We start from the raw sequence: 23,306 nt of genomic DNA on the forward strand, positions 1-23,306 counted from the left end.
CCAGGCCCACGGGCAGTTCGGGTCGAACCAGAACTCCACGGCGGTGCGGGCGGTCTCGGTGTTGTCCACAGTCGTCTCGGTCACGCTGCGAGCGTACGTGCGCTCGCTAGGCTGATCCCATCGTCCCGACGGCGCACGACGCCTGTCGGGATCCCCTCACCGCGGACATCGATCGTCCGCGCCGCAAGCGAAGTTGGAGCGTCCGTGCCCGGAGAGAACCTCACCAGAACCGAAGCCCAGGAACGCGCCGCGATCGTCGACGTGCAGACGTACGACGTCGAGCTGGACCTGACCCGCGGGGCCGAGACCTTCGGCAGCACCACGCGCGTCCGGTTCACCGCGACGCCCGGTGCCTCGACCTTCATCGACGCGATCACGAAGACCGTGCACTCGATCACCCTGAACGGCTCGGCGCTCGACGTCGCCGCGGTGAACGACGGCGTGCGCATCCAGCTCGACGACCTGCAGGAGCAGAACGAGCTCGTGGTCGTCGCCGACGCGATGTACACGAACACGGGCGAGGGCCTGCACCGCTTCGTCGACCCGGTCGACGACGAGGTCTACCTGTACTCCCAGTTCGAGGTCCCGGACTCGCGCCGGATGTTCGCGGTGTTCGAGCAGCCCGACCTCAAGGCCGAGTTCTCCTTCACCGTCACGGCACCGTCGCGCTGGCAGGTCGTCTCGAACTCCCCGACGCCCGAGCCCCACGTCGACGGCGAGATCGCCACGTGGGCGTTCAGCCCGACCGCGACGATCTCGAGCTACATCACCGCGCTCGTCGCCGGCCCGTACGAGGTCGTCCGCGACGAGCTCACGAGCCGCGACGGTCGGACCATCCCGCTCGGCGTCTTCGCGCGGCGCTCGCTCGCCGAGTACCTCGACCCCGAGTACGTGTTCGAGACGACCAAGAAGGGCTTCGCCTACTACGAGGAGAAGTTCGACGTCCCGTACCCGTTCGAGAAGTACGACCAGCTCTTCGTGCCGGAGTTCAACGCCGGCGCGATGGAGAACGCGGGCTGCGTGACCTTCACCGAGACCTACGTCTTCCGCTCGAAGGTCACCGACGCCATCAAGGAGCGCCGGGTCGTCACGATCCTGCACGAGCTCGCGCACATGTGGTTCGGCGACCTCGTCACCATGAAGTGGTGGAACGACCTGTGGCTGAACGAGTCGTTCGCCGAGTGGGCGTCGACCATCGCCACGGCCGAGGCCACCGAGTGGACCGAGGCGTGGACCACCTTCCAGGCGATGGAGAAGTCCTGGGCCTACCGCCAGGACCAGCTCCCCTCGACGCACCCGATCGTCGCGACGATCAACGACCTCGAGGACGTCCAGGTCAACTTCGACGGCATCACGTACGCCAAGGGCGGTTCCGTCCTCAAGCAGCTCGTGGCGTGGGTCGGCATCGACGCGTTCTTCGCGGGCGTCTCGGCCTACTTCACGAAGCACCACCACGGCAACACCGAGCTCCGCGACCTGCTCGTCGAGCTCGAGGCGACCAGCGGCCGCGACCTGTCCGAGTGGTCGCAGCTGTGGCTCGAGACCGCCGGCGTGAACACGCTGCGCCCCGAGATCGAGGTCGACGAGTCCGGCGTGATCACGTCCTTCGCCGTGCTGCAGGAGGCTCCGGCCGACCACCCGACGCTCCGCCCGCACCGCCTGGCGATCGGCGTCTACGGCTTCACGACGGACGAGTCGGCGCCCTTCGGTGCCGACACCGCGTCGGGCGGCGGCAAGCTCGAGCGCACGCACCGCGTCGAGATCGACGTCGACGGTGCCCGCACCGAGGTCCCCGAGCTCGTCGGCGTGCACCGCGGCGACCTCGTGCTCCTCAACGACGACGACCTGGCGTACGCCAAGATCCGTCTCGACGAGCAGTCCCGCCGCACCGCGATCGAGCACCTCGCCGCGATCGCGAACCCGCTCGCCCGCTCCATCGTCTGGGGCGCGATGTGGGACGCCACGCGCGACGCCGAGTCGCCCGCGAGCGACTACGTCCGCCTGGTGCTCGGCAACATCGCGACCGAGACCGAGTCGACGACGATCCGCACCACGCTCTCGCAGCTGCTGCTGACCGCCCGGAGCTACGTGGCACCGGCGAAGGTCGACGCCACCGTCCGCACCGTGGGCGACACCCTCTGGCAGCTGGCCTCCTCGGCCGAGGCCGGGTCCGACGCCCAGTTCCAGTTCGTGAAGTTCTTCGCGCAGATCGCCTCGACGCCGGAGCACGTCACGACCCTGCAGGGCCTGCGCGACGGGTCCGTCACACTGCAGGGCCTGGAGATCGACACCGACCTGCGCTGGGAGCTGCTCGAGGGCCTCGTCCTCGCAGGTGCTGCCGGTGACGCCGAGGTCGACGCCGAGCTCGCCGCCGACAAGACGGCCTCGGGCGAGCAGGCCGCCGCGCGGGTGCGGGCGACGATCCCGACCGCCGAGGGCAAGCTCGCGGCGTTCTCGTCGCTCGTCGACTCGTCCGAGGCGCCGAACGCCATCGTCCGCCAGACGACCGTCGGCTTCCAGCACACCAACAGCCCGGTCGTCCTCGAGGGGCTCGTGTCGCGGTACTTCGACGTGCTGACCCGCATCTGGGCCGAGCGGAGCTACCACATCGCCGACACGATCGTCAGCGGCCTCTACCCGGCGCCGCTCGCGTCGGTCGAGCTCCGCGACGCCGCGAACGCGTGGCTCGAGGCACACCCGGAGACCCCGGCGCTCCGCCGCATCGTGTCCGAGAACCTCGCGGGTACCGAGCGCGCGCTGCGGGTCCAGGCGGCCGACGCCTGATCGTCGTCCGACGGCAGTGCAGGGGCGGGGCCTCGGTGATCCTCAAGGGTCGCCGAGGCCTCGCCCTCTAGCATCGTCCGGATGATGAACTCGGCAGCGAACACGACCGACGACGTCTCGAAGTGGGCGTCGAACGCATTCACCCAGTTCGTCGACACCTGGCAAGCACCGATCACGATCGTCATCACGGTGATCGCGGCGATCGTCCTGCGGCTGATCCTCCGGCGCGTGATCAAGGGCGTCGTCGACCAGGTGGTCAACGGGGCGAAGCGCCGCCAGAACGTCGACGACACCCAGGCGCTCATCGCCTCGCCGGTGCAGACCGCCCGCGTCGTGCAACGGACCCGGACCCTCGGCAGTGTGCTCGAGAACCTGGCGACCGTCGTCGTCGTGGTCATCGCGCTGATCGTCATCGTCACCGCCGTGTGGCAGGGCGCGGCCGTCGGGATCGTCGGTGGCGCCTCGCTGATCGCCGCGGGCCTCGCCGTCGGTGCGCAGAGCATCGTGAAGGACCTGCTCTCCGGCGTCTTCATGATCCTCGAGGACCAGGCCGGCGTCGGGGACGTCGTCGACACCGGGCAGGCCACCGGCGTGGTCGAGAACGTGGGACTCCGCGTCATGCAGATCCGCGACGTGAACGGCATCCTGTGGTTCGTCCCGAACGGGCAGATCCTGCGCGTCGGCAACCTTTCCCAGGGCTGGTCGCGCGTGCTGGTCGACATCACCGTCCCGTACGACACCGACATCGACGCCGTGCAGGACGCCCTCCTCCGTGCCGCGGTGACGATGTCCCAGGAGCCGCGCTGGCGTCAGCGGATCGTCGAGAAGCCGGAGATCTGGGGTCTCCAGTCGATCTCCGACGCCGGGATGGTGTTCCGTCTCGTCGTCAAGACCCGCGCGTCCGAGCTCGACGTCGTCGGGCGCGAGATGCGCGTGCGGCTGAAGCGCGCCGTCGACGAGCTCGGCGTCACACTGCCCGCCATGGCGATGATCATGCCCGAGGGGTGGGAGAACGCCACCTCGATCAACGGCCTCCGGTCGGTCCGGACGCAGCCGACGCCCGCACCGACGAAGTCGCGCGGTGGGAAGCGTGGGAACCTGTTCGGACGGGCGATCCGCACCGACGACACCGGCCGCGGCCAGGACCCCGGGAAGGACCACCAGTGAGCGACCTCACCCCTCCGGACCGGGGCGGCGTACCGGCGCAGCCGATCACGCTCCGCGTCGGCGAGCACGGCGCCAGCGCGACCGGCTCCCTGTACGAACGCATCGGCGGTGCTCCCACCTTCGACCGGCTGGTCCGACGCTTCTACGAGGGGGTGCAGCAGGACGAGGTCATCTGGCCGATGTACCCGGCTGACGATCTCGACGGTGCGATCTGGCGGCTGTCGGCGTTCCTGCAGCAGTACTGGGGCGGCCCCGGCACGTACAGCGAAGAGCGCGGGCACCCCCGGCTTCGGATGCGCCACAACCCGTTCCGCATCACCTCCGAAGCCCGGGAGCGCTGGCTCCACCACATGCACGACGCCGTCGAGTCGCTGGGGTTGGCGCCCCTCGACGAGGCCGAACTGTGGGCGTACCTCGACCGGGCGGCACACGCGATGACGAACACGTTCGACTGAGCGTCCTCTCGCTCGACGCCGGGCCGGTCAGCTCGAACCCGGGCCGGTCCGCTCGGTATCGGGCCGGTGCGCTCGGTACCCGGCCGGTCCGCTCGGTACCCGGCTGGTCCGCCCGATGCCGAGCCGGACAGCGGGTTCGTCCTGTGGCGGTCGCTGCCGGGCGGGACGCGGACGGGAGGCCCGTGGCGGGCCGCCACGGGCCTCCCGTCCGCCCCGCACCTGGGTTCAGCGGGCGGAGGACCCGCTGGCGAGGTCCTCGACCAGTGTCGGTCGGGTCGGGTTCCAGCCGAAGGCGGCACGCGCGTGCGCGCCCGAGGCCTCCTGGTGCAGCAGCAGGGCGTCTGCGTACGTGCGCCCGAGCCGCTCCCGACTGTCGCCGGCACTCTCGGCGACGACCGGCGACCCGTGCGCGCCCGCTTCGGCGATCTCGCGCACGGTCGGGTTGTCACCGGTCGCGGCGACGACGTAGCCGTCCTGCTCCCCGCGCTGCACGGCGAGGACGTACAGATCGCCGAGGTCGTCGACGTGCACCGTCGTCCACCGCTGTGACCCGTCGCCCACCAGCCGGACCTCGTGCTCCCCGTCGCCGACGAACATCGCCGGGATGCCCGCGCCACGGCCGTACACGATGCCCGGTGCGACGATCGTCGTCCGTGCGTCGCTCGCGCGGACCCGCGCCTCGATCGGGGCGCGCCACGCCGTGAGCTCCGGCGGGTCGACGGGCGACTGCTCCGAGATGTCGGTCGAGTCGCCGAACGTGAAGATGCCGCCCGTGTGCACGAACGGCTTCGACGTCCCCGAGAACGCTTCGGTCACCGTCGCCGTGAAGTCCGGGTCCACCGACTCGGCCGACGCGGTGTGGACGACGGCATCGCTCTCGTGCGCGAGTCGGCGCACGAGCTCGGTGTCGGACAGGTCGCCGACGACCGCCTGGCCGCCTGCCTCACGGACCGCCTGCGCCTTCTGGTCGGAACGGACGACCGCGGTGACCTGGTGCCCGTGGGCGAGGAGTGCGCGGAGGACTGATGACCCGATGTACCCGGATGCGCCGGTGAGGAAGACGTGCATGACGCAACCCAACCATGCCGCTCACGGCGTTGACCGGGTGCCCGTCGGAGGTGTGGACGGACGAGGGCTCGTACGCGACCGTGCAGGGATCGGCAGTGCCGCGGCGGCACTAGTGGTCGAGGCTCCAGGCGCGTCGCTTCACCAGGATGTGCCCGCGCGACGTCGTCAAGCGGCTCCAGGGGCCGGTCTCGAACAGCCGGACCGGATCGTGCCCGAGGAAGCCGAGGCTCTCCCCCGCGAACCCGGCTGCTGCGGGGACGTGCTCGATCCCGGGGACGGGACGGCCCCAGACCTCGGCGCGGATGCGGCGGACGATGGCGTCACCGGCGTTCGACGGGACGGCGTCCGCGACCTCGGCGATCCCGTCGCGGGCAGCGCGGCGGAGCAGCTCCGGCGAGACGTCGGGCAGCGGCACCCATCCCCCGCGGGGCGGCGAGATCGCGGCCCACGTCACGGTGTGCACCTCGTGCGGCAGCCCGACCTCGATCGGGGTCGGTCGCGTCGGGTCGGCACCGTCGGCACCGGCGGCGTCCTGTTCCTCGGCCAGCACACGGAGCCGCTCCCGCAGGGAGGCGAGCGGGACGACCGCGTCGATCGTCGCTGGCTCGGTCAGCGAGAAGGTGCGGAGACCGAGTACGGTCGGCAGCTCGTCGAGGAGCCCGACCGGGTAGAGGATCGCGGCGTAGACGGCGAGGACGCCGGAGTCGGCGATGAGCCGCACGGAGCCGTCCTCGATCCGGGCAGCGCGTCCGAGGTAGGTGCGGAGGTCGCCGAGCGAAGCGGCGTCGGGAAGCGTGAACGAGGTGCCCATGTCGACACCGATCCTACCGGCGACGGGTTCGTAGACTGCGGGGGTGAACGGCGAACCCGACTTCCTCAGCACCCTCCGCCTGCAGGACACCGGCGCGAGCACGGGCGAGACGATCCTCACCGGTGCCAGCCACTGGTCGCCCGGCGGCCGGGTCTTCGGCGGACAGGTGCTCGCGCAGTGCATCGTCGCCGCGCAGCACACGATCGAGGACCGCGACATCCACTCGATGCACGGGTACTTCCTGCGTCCCGGTGACATCGACGTGCCCATCACCTTCGCCGTCGAGCGCATCCACGACGGCCGCTCGTTCGCCACGCGCCGTGTCCAGGCCTACCAACGCGGTGTGCCGATCTTCTCGATGATCGCCTCCTTCCAGCGACCGGACGACGGACTCGAGCACCAGGACCCGTTCCCCGTCGGTACCCCCGATCCCGAGTCGTTGCCCTCGGCCGCGTCGATCCTGTCCGCGATCGACCACCCCGTGGCGCAGGCCTGGGCGGAACGCTCGATCGACCTGCGGCACGTCGAGGGCCCGGTGTTCGTCGACGTACAGGGCGAGCGCGTCCCGCACCAGGCGGTGTGGTTCCGCGTCGACGGTGACCTGCCGGAGGACCCGTCGCTGCACCGGGCCGTGCTCGGCTACGCGAGCGACATGTCGATCCTGGAGCCGATCATGCGGCGGCACGGCGTCGCCTGGGGCACGCCGGGAGTGAAGAGCGCGAGCCTCGACCACGCGATGTGGTGGCACCGCGACGGCCGTGCCGACGACTGGGTCCTGTACGCACAGGAGTCCCCGAGCGCCCAGGGCGGCCGGGGACTGGCGTTCGGGCGGATGTTCGCGCGCGACGGTCGGCTGCTGGCCTCGGTGGCGCAGGAGGGGATGCTGCGCGTGCCGCGCTGACGGCTGCCCTGCCCGCTCCTGGCGGACACACGGTGCCGCCCGTCCTGGCCGCTACGGGCTCGAGAACTGCGCCGGCGGTCCAGCCGGCTACGGGCTCGAGAACTGCACCGGTGGTCCCGCCGCTACGGGCGGGAGAACTGCACGGGCGCTTCGACGAACGGCGCACAGGCGGCGCGCTCGGCCTCGGACAGGCGCCGAGGCCGGTTCGAGGCCGCGTCGACCATCACCAAGGCGGTCGTGGCGCGCGTGTAGAGCACCTGCGGCTCGACTCCGACGGGTGACCAGATCTCGTACGACACGTCGATGCTCGCGCCACCGATGCGTCCGATCCACATCTGCACGTCGAGCGGCCGGCGCAGGTACGGGATCGATGCGAGGTACTCGAGACGTTGTGCAGCGATGACCGTCATCGTCCCGGAGCCGGGCCGGCCGTCGATGATCGGGTCCGGCAGGTCGTCCTCCGGCGCGACGTCGGCGGGGTCGTGGCCCCAGAACCCCGCGATGCGCGCCTCCTCGAGGAGGCGCAGCATCGCGGAGTTGTTGACGTGGCCGTACGCGTCGATGTCGCTCCACCGGATGCGGACGGGAGCGTGCAGCCTCGCCACGGGTCAGTCGCGGGTGAGCTTGCGGTACGTCGAGCGACCGGGCTTGTTCGCGTCCGGGCCGAGGCGCACGAGCTTGTTCTCCTCGTAGGCCTCGAAGTTGCCCTCGAACCAGTACCAGTTCGGGGTACCGTCCTCGTTCACGCCCTCCCACGCGAGGATGTGCGTCGCGATGCGGTCGAGGAACCACCGGTCGTGGGTGATGACCACGGCACAGCCGGGGAACTCGAGCAGGGCGTTCTCGAGGCTGCCGAGGGTCTCGACGTCGAGGTCGTTGGTCGGCTCGTCGAGGAGCAGGAGGTTGCCGCCCTGCTTGAGCGTGAGCGCCAGGTTCAGGCGGTTCCGCTCACCACCGGAGAGCACACCGGCCTTCTTCTGCTGGTCCGGACCCTTGAACCCGAACTGCGAGACGTAGGCGCGGGACGGGATCTCGGTCTTGCCGACCTGGATGAAGTCCAGGCCGTCGGAGACGACCTCCCACAGGTTCTTGTTCGGGTCGATGCCGCCGCGGCTCTGGTCGACGTACGAGATGTCGACCGTGTCGCCGATCCGCAGCTGGCCGCCGTCGAGCGGCTCGAGGCCGACGATGGTCTTGAACAGCGTGGTCTTGCCGACGCCGTTCGGGCCGATGACCCCGACGATGCCGTTGCGGGGCAGCGTGAAGGACAGGCCGTCGATGATGACGCGCTCACCGAACTGCTTCTGGAGCTTCTCGGCGTCGATCACCTGCGAGCCCAGACGCGGGCCCACGGGGATGACGATCTCCTCGAAGTCGAGCTTCCGCGTGCGCTCGGCCTCGGCAGCCATCTCCTCGTACCGGGCGAGACGGGCCTTCGACTTCGCCTGGCGGCCCTTCGAGTTGCTCCGGACCCACTCGAGTTCGCTGGACAGACGCTTGGCGAGCTTGGCGTCCTTCTTGCCCTGGACCTCGAGACGCTCGCGCTTCTTCTCGAGGTAGGTCGAGTAGTTGCCCTCGTACGGGTACAGGCGACCACGGTCGACCTCGGCGATCCACTGTGCGACGTGGTCGAGGAAGTACCGGTCGTGCGTGACGGCGAGCACTGCGCCGGGGTACTTCGACAGGTGCTGCTCGAGCCACAGCACGGACTCGGCGTCGAGGTGGTTGGTGGGCTCGTCGAGCAGGAGCAGGTCGGGCTTCTCGAGGAGCAGCTTGCAGAGCGCCACGCGGCGCTTCTCGCCACCCGAGAGGTTGGCGATCTGCGCGTCAGCCGGCGGGCACTGCAGCGCGTCCATGGCCTGCTCGAGCTGGGAGTCGAGGTCCCACGCGTCGGCCGCGTCGATCTCCTCCTGCAGGGTGCCCATCTCGGCCAGGAGGGCGTCGAAGTCGGCGTCCGGCTCCGCCATCAGCGCGGAGATCTCGTTGAAGCGGTCGAGCTTGCCCTTGATCGCACCGACGCCCATCTGGACGTTCTCGAGCACGGTCTTGGACTCGTCGAGCTCGGGCTCCTGCATGAGGATGCCGACGGAGAAGCCCGGCGTGAGCTTCGCCTCGCCGTTGGACGGCTGGTCGAGACCCGCCATGATCTTCAGGATCGTCGACTTGCCCGCGCCGTTCGGCCCCACGACGCCGATCTTGGCGCCGGGGATGAACGACATCGTGACGTCGTCGAGGATCAGCTTGTCGCCGACCGTCTTGCGGGCGCGGACCATCTGGTAGATGTACTCAGCCATATCGGCGCAAGTCTACTGACCCGGGCACGTCACCGCTCCCCCCTGCGCCGCGGCGCAGGGCGCGCGGGTCGGCGGCGCCGACAGGACCACGGTGGGGCGCGCGCCGAGGCGGCCGGCACCGGCAGGACGCGTGTGCCTCGCGCCGAGACGGCCGGCATGGGCAGGGCGCGGTTGTCGTGCGTCGCCGACGGTCCCGGTGATGACCCGTGCGACGACTCATGCGACGGCACGGGCGTCGGCGTCGCCGTCTGCCCCCGGCTCGGGCTCTCGGGATCCGGGCACGACCGGGGCGACCCCTCCGGCTGCCCGCGCCCCGCTGTCACCCGGGTCGCCGCCGTCCGCGACGCCGTCGCCCGGGATGCCGACGCTCAGGACGCCGCCGTCCCGGACGCCGTGGCGCGCCAGCACGGTCCCGTCTGCTGCCCCGGGCAGCGCATCGTCGCCGTCCCCGCCGAGCACGGGCGTCGCGTGGTCGTCCTCGGGCACCGTGCCCGTCACCTCGCCGGTGTCCGGGTCCACCGTCGGCACCCCCGGCGGCACCCCGGGACCCGCGTTGGAGTCGCCGACGTGCCGCGGGACGCGGATCCAGTTGCTGATGCCCCAGGCGAGGTCGTGCCCGATGCCGTCGGCGTCGATCTCGACCGCGGTCCCGTTCCGTCCGTCACGCTCCCAGGTGCGGATCCGGACGCGTCCGGTCACGAGGATGCGATCGCCCTTCTTCAGCGACTTGTGGACGTTCGCCGCGAGGGACCGGAAGGCGGTGACCGTGTACCAGTTCGTCGGACCGTTCGTCCACGACGACGTGCTGCGGTCCCAACGACGGGAGGGGGACGCCAGGCGCATGCTCGAGATGGCGATGCCGGTGTCGGTGACGAGGTGCCGGGGTTCGGTCGCGACGATGCCGCAGACGGTGATCGTGTCGTTCATGACTCGATCGTCTGCGAGCCCCGGGCCGCACTTGCGACCCGGGGCTCGATCTGTGAGCAGCCGACTCGTCGAGGTGGGCTGTGGAGGAAGACTCCCCCGAACCTCCGGGCTGGCGGGTCAGTGCGCGCGGAACTCGGGTCGGTCGGCGAGAGGCCCGAGCGCCGCGTGGACCGCACCCTTCGCGGTCTCCAGCGACGGGTAGGTCCCGCCTCGGCCCCGTCGACCGTAGAGCTCGACGTGGAAGCCGTCCGACGCGCGGCGGATGCTCCCGACCGCGCCCGCCGGACCGACGGCCACCCAGGTCCCGGTGTTGTCCATCATCGTTCGACCACCTCCTCGTGGCCCCGACGTCCGTGCCTCAGGACGCCAGGATGTACTGACTGTAGGCCTTGCGGACCTTGTTCACCTTGGGCAGCGCGACCGCGAGGCAGTAGCCCTGACCGGGGTTCTTCGCGAAGAAGTCCTGGTGGTGCTCCTCCGCACGGAAGAACGTACCGAGCGGCTCGATCGTCGTCACGATCCCGCCGTCCCAGATGTCCGCAGCGCGCTGCACCGCGTGCTCGAACAGCGCTCGCTGCTCGTCGTCCGCCGGGAACATCGCCGAGCGGTACTGGGTGCCGACGTCCGCGCCCTGGCGGTTCAGCTGCCGCGGGTCGTGGAGCGTGAAGAAGACGTCGAGGACGACGTCGGCGGGGATGACCGACTCGTCGAAGGTCACCGCGACCGCCTCGGCGTGACCGGTCGCACCGGTGCAGACCGCTTCGTACGTCGGGTCCTCGACCACGCCGCCGGTGTAGCCCGACACCACGTCCTGCACACCCTGCAACGTGCGGTACACCGCGTCGAGGCACCAGAAGCATCCACCTGCGAGCACGAACGTCGTCATGCGCGCCACCGTACCCTCCTGCGCTCACGGAACACGGGGCGGGGGTACGTCTCCTGCACAGCATCGTCCTCGCCGTGAGCGCTCCCCTGACGCCACTGCACGGCCGTGGAGTGTCGGTGGTCAGCCGTACCGTCGAGGCAACGAAGACCACGACGAACCAGCAGGAGGCACCCGTGCAGACCAGCACCGAACCAGCGTTCCGGATCCGTTCCACGCCGGTCGCACGCAGCCGTGGCGACCTGCGCGTGCTCGACGTGCGGGACGACCTCAGCCGGGTCACCCGCACCAACGGCGAGATCGTCGGGTACGTCGACCGCGTGGACGTCGCGGGCGGCACGGCCTACCGCGCCCGTCGCTACGTGGCGGTCGAGCGACGGTTCGTCGAGCTGCCGAACGTGTGGTCGGCGGACGACGCCGTCGACTGCCTGCGCTGGGGCTGACCAGCCGCCCGCGCACTTCGACCGCGCCGCTCGAAGGAACACCGCTGCGCGTGAGCGAACGCCGCCCCGATCGACGGAGCGCAGCCCGGCTCGACGGAGCGCAGCCCGGCTCGACGGAACGCCGTCCGACCTCCGCGGTTCTGCGTCGCACGCTGCGTAGGGTTCGCCCATGGACTGGTGGAACGACCTGACCGACTGGACGGCATCCGACGAGGGATGGCGCGTGCTGTCCGGCGCGATCATCCCCTTCGTCGCGATCGTCGTCGCCGGAGTGATCGCCGCGCTGATCGGACGCGCGGCAACGAAGCGCGTCGTCGCGCTCCACGACCGCGAGAGCCGGAACGCAGCGGTGGCGGGCGTGGTCACCGCGGCGCGCAAGGCCTCACGCTGGGGAGCACTCGGACACGAGGAACGTGCCTACGCCGACCACCTCGCCGAGGACGCCGACGTGCGGCTGCGCCTCCTGCCGGTGAGCGGTGCTCCGCTGGCCGCCGACTGGGTGCAGCACGAGATCGCCGACATCAAGCGGAACTCCTCGACCTTCACCTCGCAGGCAGACCAGTCGCTCGGCGAACTCCGCGACCGTCTGCTCGAGTGGAACGGCAAGCCAGGTCGCGCGAAGAAGCTGTTCAAGGCCGATCTCGAACGCTGGAAGTTCGATTCTCCGGACCCCGACGCCGACCTCATCGCCCGCCAGCAGGACTGGAACGCCGGTCAGCAGCAGCAGCGGTCGGCCGAGGCAGACGCCAGCACGGCCCCGTCGCGCCCGACGCCGACCACCACCTCGCTCCGTCCTGCGCCGCAGCAGTCTCCCGTCGGTTCCCCTGCGGCGGGGACGTCGGCGAGCCGCACCTCGGGCCCGACCGCCGCGGCGACGGTCGACCAGGACGCCACCACCCCGATCGACGACGTCCGAGGTGCTGCCGACAACCGGACGCGCCCCTACGGCGACCGCGAGACGGTCCAGCTCGACGGCACGCCGGTCCGCCCTCCGCTCGGGTCGCCGATCGCGTCGGCGCGTCCGGGGAACGGCACGACTCCGAGCGCTCGGAACGACCTCGGCTCGCGCAGCGACGACTCCTCGGACTCCGGCGAGGTCGACGTGACCGATCGTGGCGGTGATGCCCGCTCCGACGACCGGCCGACCTCCGCGCCCCGGGTCGCGAGCCCGACGTCGGCTGACGCCCACGTGAACCGTGCCGCAACGTCAGCGACCGGGCTCGACCGGCCCGGGGCGGCGAACGCGACGCCGGGTGCTCGAGAGGACGACGACGCCTCGCCGTACACCCAGCCCATCAGCGCGAGCGAGCTGCGACGCCGAGCAGCCGAGGACGACTGAGACCTCCCCCGTTCGACGAGAGGCCGCCATCCCGACGGATGGCGGCCTCTCGTCGCGTGTGCCCCCGGCAGGAATCGAACCCGCGACACGGAGGGTAGAAACCACCTGCTCTATCCACTGAGCTACGGAGGCGAGCGGCGACGATTCTACCGCCGTCGGTCGTCGGGGCGCTGCACTGCCACGCACGAGGCCGGCGCTCGGCGATCGCGCCCGACCGCTCGTCCGTCCCGAGCGGGCGGAAGGGGTGCGGCGTGTGCCGCCGGTGAGCACGAAGGGCACGCCCGCCGGGGTCGCACCGGTCAGCCCGGACGACCGGCGCACCGAGCGGGCGGAACCGGTCCGCGCGGCACCGCCGGTCAGCAGGGAACGCCCGCCCGCGCGGAAACGCCCGGCAGCCCGGACGACCGGCGCACCGAGCGGGCGGAACCGGTCAGCGCGGCACCGCCGGACAGCAGGGAACGCCCGCTCGCGTGAGGGCACGCGCTGCCGGCGCGACCGACGTGGCGGACATGCACCGCGCCTCCTGGCCGAGCACGCCTGCACGGTGACCGGACGAGGCGGACGTGCGCCGTGCCTCCCGACCGGGTCCGCTCAGAGCGCCTTCGCGACCGCCACCAGCAGCTGGTCCCGCGAGGGGACGCCCGGCGAACGGAAGACCTCGGCACCGTCGTCCCGACGCACGATGATCGTGGGGGTCGAACGGATGCCGAGGTCCTCTGCAGTGTCAGGGTGTGCCGCGACGTCGCGTTCGGTGACCCGGAGCCCGGGGACGAGCGCCGCTGCCTCACCGCTCACACGGCGGGCGGCTGCGCACGGGGCGCAGAAGGCGGAGGTCCAGAGATCGAGCTGCACGGGACGGTGCAACGTGCGCGGCGCGCGATCTACTCCCGGTCGAACTCGCCGCTGCGGTCGCCGCGGTCCTGCAGGTCGTCGACCGGGTCGGAGTCCGCGGCGTCGTACTCGTACTCGACCGAGGTCTGGTCGAGCACCTGACGGGTCTTGGTGGCCTTGTAGGCGAAGGCCGTCTGCAGGCCCTCGACGTCCGCGTACACCGTGACCTCGTCGTCGACCGCGTCGCTCGTGGCGGTGCGGGTGTCGGTCGTGCCGTCGAAGGGACCGCCGTGGAAGATCGCGGTGTACTCGTCGCCCTCGTGGATGGTGATGTCGCTCATGCGTCCCTTCTACCAGGGGCGCCCTGTTGACGGATGTATAGCACCGCTATATAGTTCAGACATGGAAGCATCACGGGCACAAGCGCTGGAGACGCTGATCATCTCGGTCAACCGCTTGGTCCGTGCTGCGGCGCAGGCCTCCGGCGACGCTACCTCGGCCGCGGTCTGGCGCACGCTCGGCATCCTCGAGACCGAGCAGCCGCTGCGCCTCGGTGAGCTCGCCGCCGCGTCCCGTGTGGCACAGCCCACGATGACCCGGATCGTCGCAGGCATGCTCACCGACGGTCTGCTCTCGCGCACCGTCGACCCCGACGACTCACGCGGACAGCTCATCGAGCTCACCGACGCAGGTTGCGAGCGGCTCGCCACCTGGCGCGCGACGATCGCCGAGTCCGTCGGACCGGTCTTCGCCGACCTCGACGACGACGACTGGGACGTCCTGCGCGACGCCGCCGCCATCATCGCCTCGCGCACCACCACGAACCCCACCAGAACGGAGATCCACGCGTGAACGCCCACGCACCCGCTGCGTCCGGCAGCATCCTCAAGCAGTCGTCCGCCGTCTGGGCGATCGCGTTCGCCTGCGTCGTCGCCTTCATGGGCATCGGCCTGGTCGACCCGATCCTCCCCGCGATCGCGACGTCGCTGCACGCCACCGCCGCGCAGACCGAACTGCTCTTCACGAGCTACCTCGCCGTCACCGGCGTCGCCATGTTCTTCACCAGCTGGGTGTCGAGCCGCATCGGTGCGAAGAACACCCTGCTCATCGGGCTCGCGCTCATCGTGGCCTTCTCGGTGCTCGCAGCGACCTCGGGCAGCGTCTGGAACATCATCGGCTTCCGCGCCGGTTGGGGCCTGGGCAACGCGCTCTTCATCTCCACCGCACTCGCGACCATCGTCGGTGCAGCGTCCGGCGGCACCGCGTCGGCGATCATCCTCTACGAGGCAGCGCTCGGCCTCGGCATCGCCGTCGGGCCCCTGGTCGGCGGACTGCTCGGGTCGGTGAGCTGGCGCGGTCCCTTCTTCGGCGTCACCACCCTGATGGCGATCGCGTTCATCGCCGTCGTCGCGCTGCTCAAGACCTCCGGACTCGAGAAGCCCACGCCGACGAAGCTCTCGGCACCGTTCCGCGCCCTCGGACAGCCGGCGCTCGCGGCCCTCGCGGTGACCGCGCTCTTCTACAACATCGGCTTCTTCGTGCTGCTCGCGTACACGCCGTTCCCGCTCGGCTTCGGCGCACTCGGCATCGGTTTCACCTTCTTCGGGTGGGGCGTCGGGCTCGCGATCACCTCCGTGTGGGTCGCCCCGATGCTGACCGCGCGCATGCGCCGCACGACCGTGCTGAAGATCGCGCTGCCGCTCCTCGCCCTCGACCTGTTCGCCGCGGCGGTCGTCGTGACCTCGCAGGCCGGGCTCATCATCTGCGTGGTCATCGGCGGCCTCGTGCTCGGTGTCCTCAACACGGTGCTCACCGAGTGCGTGATGGAGGCGACGGACCTCCCCCGCTCGGTGGCGTCGAGCGCGTACTCCGCTGTGCGCTTCATCGGCGGTGCGATCGCCCCGCCCGTGGCGACGCTGCTCGCCGACTCGTTCTCGCCGTCGGCGGCCTACGTGTTCGCCGGGGTCTCGGTGGCGGTCGCGTTCGTGGTCGTGGTGCTGACCACCAAGGTGCTGCGGCGGGTCGACGACGGGGCCGAGCCGGAGCGTGTCGAGGCAGAGGCGATCTCGGCGGGCGAGATGGTCTGAGTCGACACGAGCGCGGGTGGGCGGTGAGCCCGCTCGCGCTCGGTGCGAGCGCGGGTGGGCGATGAGCCCGCTCGCGCTCGGTGCGAGCGCGGGTGGGCGATGAGCCTGCTCGCGCTCGGTGCGCTTCGCTGCGGGCGAGGGCTGCGGTCGGGACTCCGGTCCGGTCGCGGGTCTCGCCCGTTCGTCATGTGCGGACGCGCGTGGGCGAGTGGATGGAGATCCAGGGGTGGACCCCTCGGGCGCACGGGGGGGGGTCCTCGGGGCCGAGTGCGCTCGGCAGGCCGCGCGAGCGGGCAGGACGCGCCGGGCCGGCGCCGTCCGCCCGACCGGTTCCGCCCGCTGGGCAACCGGAGGACGGGCTGGAGCGGACCGTCTGACGCGGGTCGAGCCTCCAGACCGGTGGTGAGGGCAGCCGCGTGAACGCGAGCGGGCGGATCCTGCCGCCGTTCCGGATCGCAGCTGCCGGTTCCGCCCGCTCACGGACCGACCGGGAGGCACGGCGCCCGTCGAGCCGCACCGCGCGCCGCGAGCGGGCGGATCCTGCCGCCGTTCCGGATCGCGGCTGCCGGTTCCGCCCGCTCACAGACCGACCGGGAGGCACGGCCCACCTGGATCCGGACCGCGCGCGCCGCGAGCGGGCGGATCCTGCAGACGGGCCGTCTCGCGGCTGCGGGTTCCGCCCGCTCGGCCAGGGGCAGCCGTGTGTCCACGGCGTCCCGGTGTCGCCTCGAGCGGAGCCGGCACGGTGCCGACCTGGATCGCTCCACAGCCTCGGGTCCGGGCGCGGGAGCGTCACCCGTGCGGAATAGGATCGAGGACATGGCAACTGCGAACGACCGCCTCGTCTGGATCGACTGCGAGATGACCGGCCTCGACGTCGAGGTCGACCAACTCGTCGAGGTGGCCGTCGTCGTCACGGACTTCGACCTCGTCCCCGTGCACCCCGGGTTCGACATCGTGATCAAGCCCGACCAGTCGGCGCTCGACAACATGAACGAGTTCGTCACGAACATGCACGCGACTTCGGGCCTCGCCGAGGCGATCCCGGACGGTGTCTCGCTGGCGGACGCCGAGTACCAGGTGCTCGAGTACATCCTCCAGCACGTCCCGGCCGAGGGCAGCGCGCCGCTGGCCGGCAACACGATCGGCACGGACCGCGCCTTCCTGTCGAAGTACATGCCCCGCGTCGACGGGCACCTGCACTACCGCAGCGTCGACGTGTCGAGCATCAAGGAACTCTGCCGCCGCTGGTTCCCGCGCGTGTACTTCAACGCGCCGGAGAAGCACGGCGGCCACCGTGCCCTCGCGGACATCCTCGAGTCGATCCGCGAGCTCGAGTACTACCGTCGCGCCGGCTTCATCCCGGAGCCCGGCCCGACGACCGAGGACGTCCGCGCCGTCGCGGCCGAGGTGGTCGAGAAGTGGGAGCCGCGGCTCGGGCAGCCCACGGCGGAGTAGCGACACGCGTGGTCGTCGCGGCCTCCGGCATGTACTACTATTGAGTGGTCGCGCCGGTCAGCCGGTTCGGACATGGTGGATATAGCTCAGTTGGTAGAGCGCCTGGTTGTGGTCTAGGAGGTCGCGGGTTCGAGACCCGTTATTCACCCCAGTAGGACCGTCCCCGTTAGCGCGGGGACGGTCCTTTTTTGCAATCTCTCCACAGTGGAATATCACCTTCTGGAACTGACGTACCAGCTCGGCCTAGTCTCGCTACATGACCTCAGCGAACAAGCGCCGGCCGGACATCGAGGGGCTTCGGGGGATCGCGGTCCTCATGGTGCTGCTGGAACACACCTTCGCAACGCCGGTCGGGGGTTTCCTCGGAGTCGATGTGTTCTTCGTCATCTCCGGTTTCGTCGTCGGACGGGGGCTCCTGAACGAGGGCGCGACCCACGGCCAGATCCGGATCATCGACTTCTTCCGGCGTCGGGCGCGACGTCTCGCGCCGACCGCCCTCCTCGTGATCGGCCTCAGCATGGCCGTCTCCGCGCTGTTCCTCCGAGGCTCGCGGCGGGAGCAAACACTGTTCGACGGACTCGCCGGGCTCCTCGGCACAGCCAACTGGCGGTTCATCACAAGTGACGCTGGCTACTTCGACGGCGTATCGGCTCCGTCGCCCTTCCGTCACCTGTGGTCCCTCGGTGTCGAAGAGCAATGCTACTTCCTCCTCCCGCTGGCACTCCTGCTCGTCATCAGACGACGACGGCTTGGTCTGTTCGTCATCACCGCCGTGGTGGTCGCGTCCTTTGCCGCAGTCGTCGCGACCACCGCACCGCAGCCTGTCTTCGCGTTCTACTCGACAGTGACACGCTTGTGGCAGCTCGGAACCGGCGTCGGACTGGCACTGGTGGCGCACCGTCTCGAGGGGCTGGGGCCGGCACCGGCACGCGCGCTGCGAAGGACAGCAGTCATGGCAGTGTCCGGTCTCCTCCTGCTGGTAGCTTCCGCACTCCTGACCCGACCCGACGTCGGTGTTCCGTTCCCCGCTGGTCTCGCTCCGGCAGCGGGAACCGCGATGATCATCGCTGCAGGTTGCCGTGCGCCCACGATGGTGACGAAGCTGCTTGGCGCACGGCCGCTCGTCCTCGTCGGCGAGCGGAGCTACGCGCTCTACATGTGGCACTGGCCGGTCCTCGTCCTCGCTCCGGCCGTACTCGGGACGGAGCCGGTGGTCGCGCTCGCGGTCGCGGTCGCCGCAGCTGTGCTGTCCCATGCCTTCGTCGAACGACCGATCCGACGGAGGGGCTCAGCAAATTCGCAGCCGACACTCGTCCATGGGCACAGGTCGGCCAGGCTCGAGCAGTCGGCCGGAGCCGTTGTCGCCCTCGCGATCATCGCCACGGTCACGACTGCCTCGGCCGTCAGCCGGTACGAGGCGACCGCTCCACCCGCCCCGGAGCCGAACGCGGTCGACCCTTCAGATCCGGGACCAGCAACCGTGGAGACCGAGCGCCGACGAGCTGTCGAGCAAGGTCTGTCGCTCCGGTCGTGGCCCGATTCCCTGCAGCCTCGACTCGACGAACTGCGTGGTCACGACTACCTTCCCGCGCTCGAGCAGGACACTCGCTTCGAGCAGGTCGCTCGGTGCGCCGAGCCAGGGCAGAACCACACGGTGGAGCAGTGCACGCTCGGAGACGGCTCGAAGTCACTGATGATCGTGGGCGACTCGACCGCGGAGTTCCTCACACCAGCATTCCGCCGGATGACCGAACACCGATCTGGATGGAAGCTGATCGCAGGCGCGCGGTACGGCTGTCCGTTCAGCACGCTGGAACTCGCGCACGGCGACACCGACTGTTCGAAGGCCCGTGAGGAGGTACTGGCACACATCGCTCAGGCGTCACCGGATGTCCTCGTCGTGATGAACGTCCTGGGCCCCCTGCAGTTGCACGGCACGGATGTTCCAGAGAGCGATCGGGCCGCAGGCGTGATCGCCAGGATCGACGAAGTGCGCGCCGCGGTCGGATCAGTCGCAATCGTGGGCCCCAACGTCCCCGGTCCGAAGTGGGACGACTGCGGAAGTGCCCTGATCGGCCCGGAAGCCTGCACGGGCACGACGCAGCGGTGGCGCCCGTCGATCTCGGCGGATCAGGACGCAGCCAGGCGCAGTCACATCCCCTACATCGATCCGACGGCCCTCTGGTGTGCTGGTGGCCGGTGTCCGGCTGTCATCGATGATCGCGCCGTCTCGTTCGACGGGACGCACGCGACGTTCGAAGCAGCCGAGGACGTCGCCCCGGCCCTGGAAGACGCGCTCGTGAGCGCAGGGGTCCTGCCCCCGCAGGACGGGAGCACCGGCGGCGCAGCGGGGTGATCGCTCGCTGCCGTCCAGGCGGATGTGTCACGATCAGCCTCGTGATGGAGATGTCCGCCGACGAGTTCGAGCAGCTCGTGACCGACGAGCTCGACCGGCTGCCCGACGAGATGGTCGACGGGCTGGACAACGTGGTGTTCGTCGTCGAGGACGAGCCGGAGGACGGCTCCGACCTGTTCGGGTACTACGACGGGGTCGCCGCGACCGAGCGCGGGCAGTACGGGTTCGGTGAGCTCCCCGACCGGATCGTGGTGTTCCGGAAGCAGCACCTCGAGGAGTGCGACACCGTCGAGGAACTCCGGGACGAGGTGCACACCACGCTCGTCCACGAGATCGGGCACTTTTACGGCATCGACGACGCTCGGTTGCACGAGCTCGGCTGGGCGTAGAGGCGCCCGGCTGCCGGCTGCCGGCTCCCGACTCCCGCTGAGCCGAGACTCGCGCTGGCGGACGGTTTCGCGGTCCCGGAAGCGCGAACGTGTCCGCGGGGCCGAGACTCGCGCTGGCGGCACTCGCCGCGCGCGCCGCGCGCGGCGCGCCGCGCGCACGCGTGCGCCCGGCTCCCGGCTCCCGCTGAGCCGAGACTCGCGCTGGCGGACGGTTTCGCGGCTCCGAAGACGCGAACGTGTCCGCGGGGCCGAGACTCGCGCTGGCGGCACGCGCGGCGCCCTCAGAACCGCGTCGGCCCCACCTCGTGGTACCGCTCCCACGCGTCCACCGGCCCCCGCCCGTGCAGCACGTACTCCCCCACGAGTCGCTCCTTGTAGACGGCAGGGTTGTGCGACGCCACCACCCGGGCGTTCCTCCAGTGCCGGTCGAGCGCCCGCGTCCGGTCGGCCGCCGAGGCCCCACCGACCTCGAACAACTCCGTGGCCGCCTGCAGCACGCGCGGCCCGACCTCGACCTGCGCCTGGTAGACGGCGTTCTCGGCGGCGTCGAGCAGTGCGTGGTCGACGCCCACCCCGGGCTCGTTCGTCGCCACGACCCCGTCGAGCAGCCCTGCCGCGGCGACGACGAGCGACCGCGCGGTGAACGCCCCCGCCGACAGCCGTCCGAGCACGGCCAGCACCTGCGGGTCCTCCCCCGGTACGGCGGCGTTCGCGTGGATGTACGTGCGGGTCCACGGCCGGACGAACGCCACGGCGTCGTCGACGACGGCCTGTCCGATCCCGGCGAGGACCGCCAGCAGGTACAGCTGGTAGAAGGCCTGGATGTGCGAGAGCGGCGCGTCCCGGTAGGCCGAGACCACCGCCGGGTCGACCGCGACGCCGTCGAAGACGGTCGTCCCCGAAGCGGTGAGGCGCTGCCCGAAGCCGTCCCAGTCGTCGACGCCGGTCACACCCGGTGCACCGGTCGGCACGGCGAAGGTCACCCGCTCGCCGTCGCGGTCGGCCGCCAGGTAGATCCAGTCGGCGTAGAGCGTGCCGGTCGAGTAGAACTTCCGCCCGTCGAGCCGCCACGTGCCGGAGTCGTCGGGAGCGACGGTCGTCGAGATGTCCGCCAGCGTCGTGCCGGTCCGCTCCGAGGTCGCGTTCCCCACGATCGCCCCGTCGACGATGCGCTGGAGCCACTCGTCCCGAGCGGGCGAGTCCGGACGCAGGAGCACGAGCTCCGTGTACCCGAAGTGTCCCCGCCACAGGTGCGCGATGTTCGAGTCCGCCGCCGCGAGGTCCGCCACCAGGTTCGCGAGCTCGACGAGCGTCACGCCGAAGCCACCGCGTTCCTCGGGCACGCGCAGCCGCCCGAAGCCCGCGTCCGCCAGCGCGCGCACCTCGGCGTGCGGGAGGTCGCGGTCGCCAGGGGTGCCGGACGCCAGCTCGCGCGCGACCGCGCCCTCGCGGATCGCCTCGACGACCGGCGCGAAGCGCGCACGCAGGACTGCGAGACGGTCGACCGGGAGGCACGGCGCACCCCCGGCGCTCACTGTCACGTCGTCCGGACGGTCGCTCGGGAGGCCCGGCGCACCCCCGGCGCTCGTCGTCACGTCCGTCATGCGGTCACCTCCACGGCGTCGCGCGCCTCGTCCGCGCCGGTCCCGGCCGCGCCGCCGGAGAACGCGCCGCGCCACCGCCTCGCCGGGTGCGAGTCGGGCAGCTGCGCGTGGCCGAAGAGCTTCTCGCGGAGGGTGCCCTCCCGGTACTCCGACTGCATGAGTCCGCGCTCCTGCAGGGTCGGCGCGATGTGGTCGACGAACTCCTCGTACGAGCCGGGCAGCGTCCAGTTGATGACGTTCACGCCGTCGACCCCGACCCGCTGCCACGCGGCGAGCTCGTCCGCGATCTGCTCGGGCGTCCCGACGACCCGGGCGCGGAGCTTGGCGGAGAGCCGGGCGAGGTCGGCGATGGTCGGCTCGCGGTCGCCGGCGGCCTCGCGGAGCCACTGCAGGTGCGACTGCCCGGCCTGGGTCCGGACCTCGGACAGCGGCGTCGCCGGGTCGAGCGGCTCGCCGGTGTCCGGGTCGAAGCCGAGGTTCGAGTGCACGAGGAAGCCGTCGGCGGCCAGGTACTCGTCGATCTCCGCTTCCTTCGCCTTCGCCTCGGCCTCGGTGGATCCCGTGACGAAGGTCAGGCCGAGGAAGAACGCGATGTCCTCGCGGCGTCGGCCGACGGCGGCGGCGAGGTCTCGGGTCTCGCGGATCAGCTGCTCGGTGGCGTCCCGGTTCGAGGTGAGGATGAACTGCGCCTCGGCGTTCCGCGCGGCGAAGGCCCGGCCGGCCGGCGAGGACCCGGCCTGGAACAACACGGGCGTCCGCTGGGGCGAGGGCGCGCTGAGGTGCGGCCCCTGCACGTCGTACCGCTTGCCGTGGTGGTCGATGCGGTGCACCAGCTCCGGGTCCGCGTAGCCGCGCACCGGGTCCTTGAGCACGGCGCCGTCCTCCCACGACCCCTCCCACAGCTTGGCGCAGACCTCGAGGTACTCCTCGGCCCAGGCGTAGCGCTCGTCGTGCTCCTCGAGCCGGTCGGCGCCGAAGTTCCGGGCGGCGCTGTCGAGGGCGCTCGTCACGACGTTCCACCCGATGCGGCCGCGGGTGATGTGGTCGAGCGTCGACACCTTGCGGGCGAAGTCGAACGGGTGCGCCTGGATGACGCTCGAGGTGAACGCCAGGCCGAGGTGCTCGGTCGACACGGCGAGCGCGGAGAGCAGCACGGACGGGTCGTTCGAGGGGATCTGCAGCCCCTCGCGGAGGTTCGTCGCGTAGTCGCCGCGGGCGGGGCCGTACGTGCCGACGACGTCCGCGAAGAACATCGCGTCGAACTTCCCGCGCTCGAGCGTCCGGGCGAGGTCGGTCCACAGCGTGACGTCGTCGAAGTCCGCCTGCCGGGCGGCCGGGTGCCGCCAGAGGCCGTGCTGGATGTGCGACGTCGTGTTCATGACGAAGGCCGCGAAGCGCAGCGGACGGGTCGGTGCATCGCTCATGCCCCCCATGGTGTCCGGGGAGCCACCGCCGACGGTCATGACGTGACCTCGCGTTACGGGCGCGGTTCCGCGGCGGCCGGGCGGC

The 23,306-nt window shown here is 71.0% G+C and carries 22 protein-coding genes and 2 tRNA genes; 12 read left to right on the forward strand and 12 right to left on the reverse strand.

The window, feature by feature from the left end; translation table 11 throughout:
* Positions 1-204: 204 nt before the first annotated feature.
* The 3 genes from pepN (at position 205) to JOD95_RS04580 (ending at position 4,406) form a co-directional block, all read left to right on the forward strand.
* Positions 205-2,784, forward strand: a complete 2,580-nt coding sequence (gene pepN, locus JOD95_RS04570; protein WP_209683488.1) for an aminopeptidase N — start codon at positions 205-207, stop codon at positions 2,782-2,784.
* An 81-nt stretch (positions 2,785-2,865) separates the two neighbouring features.
* Positions 2,866-3,951: a mechanosensitive ion channel family protein gene (locus JOD95_RS04575; protein ID WP_245171570.1), complete on the forward strand. Its 1,086-nt coding sequence runs from the start codon at positions 2,866-2,868 to the stop codon at positions 3,949-3,951.
* Between the two features lie 44 nt (positions 3,952-3,995).
* Entirely contained in the window at positions 3,996-4,406 is a 411-nt protein-coding gene (locus JOD95_RS04580) for a globin (RefSeq protein WP_209684416.1), read from the forward strand.
* A gap of 225 nt (positions 4,407-4,631) precedes the next feature.
* Here the strand turns inward: JOD95_RS04580 and JOD95_RS04585 are convergent, their stop codons facing one another.
* On the reverse strand, positions 4,632-5,474 hold the full coding sequence (locus tag JOD95_RS04585) for an NAD(P)H-binding protein (protein WP_209683491.1): 843 nt from the start codon (positions 5,472-5,474) through the stop codon (positions 4,632-4,634).
* Between the two features lie 109 nt (positions 5,475-5,583).
* Positions 5,584-6,285 (reverse strand): hypothetical protein, encoded by a 702-nt coding sequence (locus JOD95_RS04590; protein WP_209683494.1) that lies wholly within the window; start codon positions 6,283-6,285, stop codon positions 5,584-5,586.
* Between the two features lie 43 nt (positions 6,286-6,328).
* On the opposite strand from JOD95_RS04590, the gene JOD95_RS04595 reads away from it, so the two are divergent.
* Positions 6,329-7,186 carry an acyl-CoA thioesterase II gene (locus JOD95_RS04595; protein WP_209683497.1) on the forward strand — a complete coding sequence of 286 codons (858 nt, stop codon included), beginning with the start codon at positions 6,329-6,331 and terminating at the stop codon, positions 7,184-7,186.
* 122 nt (positions 7,187-7,308) lie between these two features.
* On the opposite strand, the gene JOD95_RS04600 is transcribed toward JOD95_RS04595, so the two are convergent.
* From JOD95_RS04600 to msrA, 5 genes are all read right to left on the reverse strand, one after another.
* The gene (locus JOD95_RS04600) at positions 7,309-7,791 is read right to left on the reverse strand and encodes a thioesterase family protein (RefSeq protein WP_251154763.1); all 483 of its coding nucleotides are present in this window, start codon (positions 7,789-7,791) and stop codon (positions 7,309-7,311) included.
* A 3-nt stretch (positions 7,792-7,794) separates the two neighbouring features.
* Positions 7,795-9,480, reverse strand: a complete 1,686-nt coding sequence (gene ettA / locus JOD95_RS04605; RefSeq protein ID WP_209683500.1) for an energy-dependent translational throttle protein EttA — start codon at positions 9,478-9,480, stop codon at positions 7,795-7,797.
* A 216-nt stretch (positions 9,481-9,696) separates the two neighbouring features.
* Positions 9,697-10,407 (reverse strand): single-stranded DNA-binding protein, encoded by a 711-nt coding sequence (locus JOD95_RS04610; protein WP_209683502.1) that lies wholly within the window; start codon positions 10,405-10,407, stop codon positions 9,697-9,699.
* A gap of 117 nt (positions 10,408-10,524) precedes the next feature.
* Positions 10,525-10,728 carry a hypothetical protein gene (locus JOD95_RS04615; RefSeq protein ID WP_081984725.1) on the reverse strand — a complete coding sequence of 68 codons (204 nt, stop codon included), beginning with the start codon at positions 10,726-10,728 and terminating at the stop codon, positions 10,525-10,527.
* A gap of 37 nt (positions 10,729-10,765) precedes the next feature.
* Positions 10,766-11,293, reverse strand: a complete 528-nt coding sequence (gene msrA / locus JOD95_RS04620; protein WP_066653055.1) for a peptide-methionine (S)-S-oxide reductase MsrA — start codon at positions 11,291-11,293, stop codon at positions 10,766-10,768.
* A gap of 74 nt (positions 11,294-11,367) precedes the next feature.
* Between msrA and JOD95_RS04625 the strand changes: the two genes are divergently transcribed.
* Both JOD95_RS04625 and JOD95_RS04630 read left to right on the forward strand, forming a co-directional pair.
* On the forward strand, positions 11,368-11,733 hold the full coding sequence (locus JOD95_RS04625; RefSeq protein ID WP_209683505.1) for a hypothetical protein: 366 nt from the start codon (positions 11,368-11,370) through the stop codon (positions 11,731-11,733).
* 169 nt (positions 11,734-11,902) lie between these two features.
* Complete coding sequence (locus tag JOD95_RS04630) at positions 11,903-13,072, forward strand: hypothetical protein (protein ID WP_209683507.1); 1,170 nt, start codon at positions 11,903-11,905, stop codon at positions 13,070-13,072.
* A gap of 59 nt (positions 13,073-13,131) precedes the next feature.
* Here JOD95_RS04630 and JOD95_RS04635 read toward each other — a convergent pair.
* The 3 genes from JOD95_RS04635 to JOD95_RS04645 form a co-directional block, all read right to left on the reverse strand.
* A tRNA-Arg gene (locus JOD95_RS04635) sits at positions 13,132-13,204 on the reverse strand.
* A gap of 459 nt (positions 13,205-13,663) precedes the next feature.
* Positions 13,664-13,924 (reverse strand): co-chaperone YbbN, encoded by a 261-nt coding sequence (locus JOD95_RS04640; protein WP_066653047.1) that lies wholly within the window; start codon positions 13,922-13,924, stop codon positions 13,664-13,666.
* Between the two features lie 29 nt (positions 13,925-13,953).
* Positions 13,954-14,244 (reverse strand): hypothetical protein, encoded by a 291-nt coding sequence (locus JOD95_RS04645; RefSeq protein WP_066653044.1) that lies wholly within the window; start codon positions 14,242-14,244, stop codon positions 13,954-13,956.
* Positions 14,245-14,305: 61 nt separating this feature from the next.
* Here JOD95_RS04645 and JOD95_RS04650 point away from each other — a divergent pair, with 61 nt between their 5' ends.
* The 6 genes from JOD95_RS04650 to JOD95_RS04675 all read left to right on the forward strand — a co-directional run bounded on the left by JOD95_RS04650 (position 14,306) and on the right by JOD95_RS04675 (position 20,193).
* Positions 14,306-14,755 carry a MarR family winged helix-turn-helix transcriptional regulator gene (locus tag JOD95_RS04650; protein ID WP_209683509.1) on the forward strand — a complete coding sequence of 150 codons (450 nt, stop codon included), beginning with the start codon at positions 14,306-14,308 and terminating at the stop codon, positions 14,753-14,755.
* Positions 14,752-15,990 carry an MFS transporter gene (locus tag JOD95_RS04655; protein WP_209683511.1) on the forward strand — a complete coding sequence of 413 codons (1,239 nt, stop codon included), beginning with the start codon at positions 14,752-14,754 and terminating at the stop codon, positions 15,988-15,990. The genes JOD95_RS04650 and JOD95_RS04655 overlap by 4 nt, the downstream gene beginning before the upstream one ends.
* Positions 15,991-16,809: 819 nt before the next feature.
* Positions 16,810-17,448 carry an oligoribonuclease gene (gene orn, locus JOD95_RS04660; protein WP_066653036.1) on the forward strand — a complete coding sequence of 213 codons (639 nt, stop codon included), beginning with the start codon at positions 16,810-16,812 and terminating at the stop codon, positions 17,446-17,448.
* 75 nt (positions 17,449-17,523) lie between these two features.
* Positions 17,524-17,599: transfer RNA gene (locus JOD95_RS04665), tRNA-His, on the forward strand.
* Positions 17,600-17,704: 105 nt separating this feature from the next.
* The gene (locus JOD95_RS04670; protein ID WP_209683513.1) at positions 17,705-19,804 is read left to right on the forward strand and encodes an acyltransferase family protein; all 2,100 of its coding nucleotides are present in this window, start codon (positions 17,705-17,707) and stop codon (positions 19,802-19,804) included.
* A gap of 44 nt (positions 19,805-19,848) precedes the next feature.
* Entirely contained in the window at positions 19,849-20,193 is a 345-nt protein-coding gene (locus JOD95_RS04675; RefSeq protein WP_066653030.1) for a metallopeptidase family protein, read from the forward strand.
* A gap of 281 nt (positions 20,194-20,474) precedes the next feature.
* On the opposite strand, the gene JOD95_RS04680 is transcribed toward JOD95_RS04675, so the two are convergent.
* Both JOD95_RS04680 and JOD95_RS04685 read right to left on the reverse strand, forming a co-directional pair.
* Positions 20,475-21,797 carry an acyl-CoA dehydrogenase family protein gene (locus tag JOD95_RS04680; RefSeq protein ID WP_209683515.1) on the reverse strand — a complete coding sequence of 441 codons (1,323 nt, stop codon included), beginning with the start codon at positions 21,795-21,797 and terminating at the stop codon, positions 20,475-20,477.
* A complete protein-coding gene (locus JOD95_RS04685; protein ID WP_209683518.1) occupies positions 21,794-23,221 on the reverse strand; it encodes an LLM class flavin-dependent oxidoreductase in 1,428 nt (475 codons plus the stop codon). Before JOD95_RS04685 ends, JOD95_RS04680 begins: the two co-directional genes overlap by 4 nt.
* Positions 23,222-23,306 lie beyond the last annotated feature (85 nt).

Origin of the sequence: Curtobacterium sp. 1310 (genome assembly GCF_017834105.1) — a bacterium.
In the GTDB taxonomy this organism is placed as follows: domain Bacteria; phylum Actinomycetota; class Actinomycetes; order Actinomycetales; family Microbacteriaceae; genus Curtobacterium.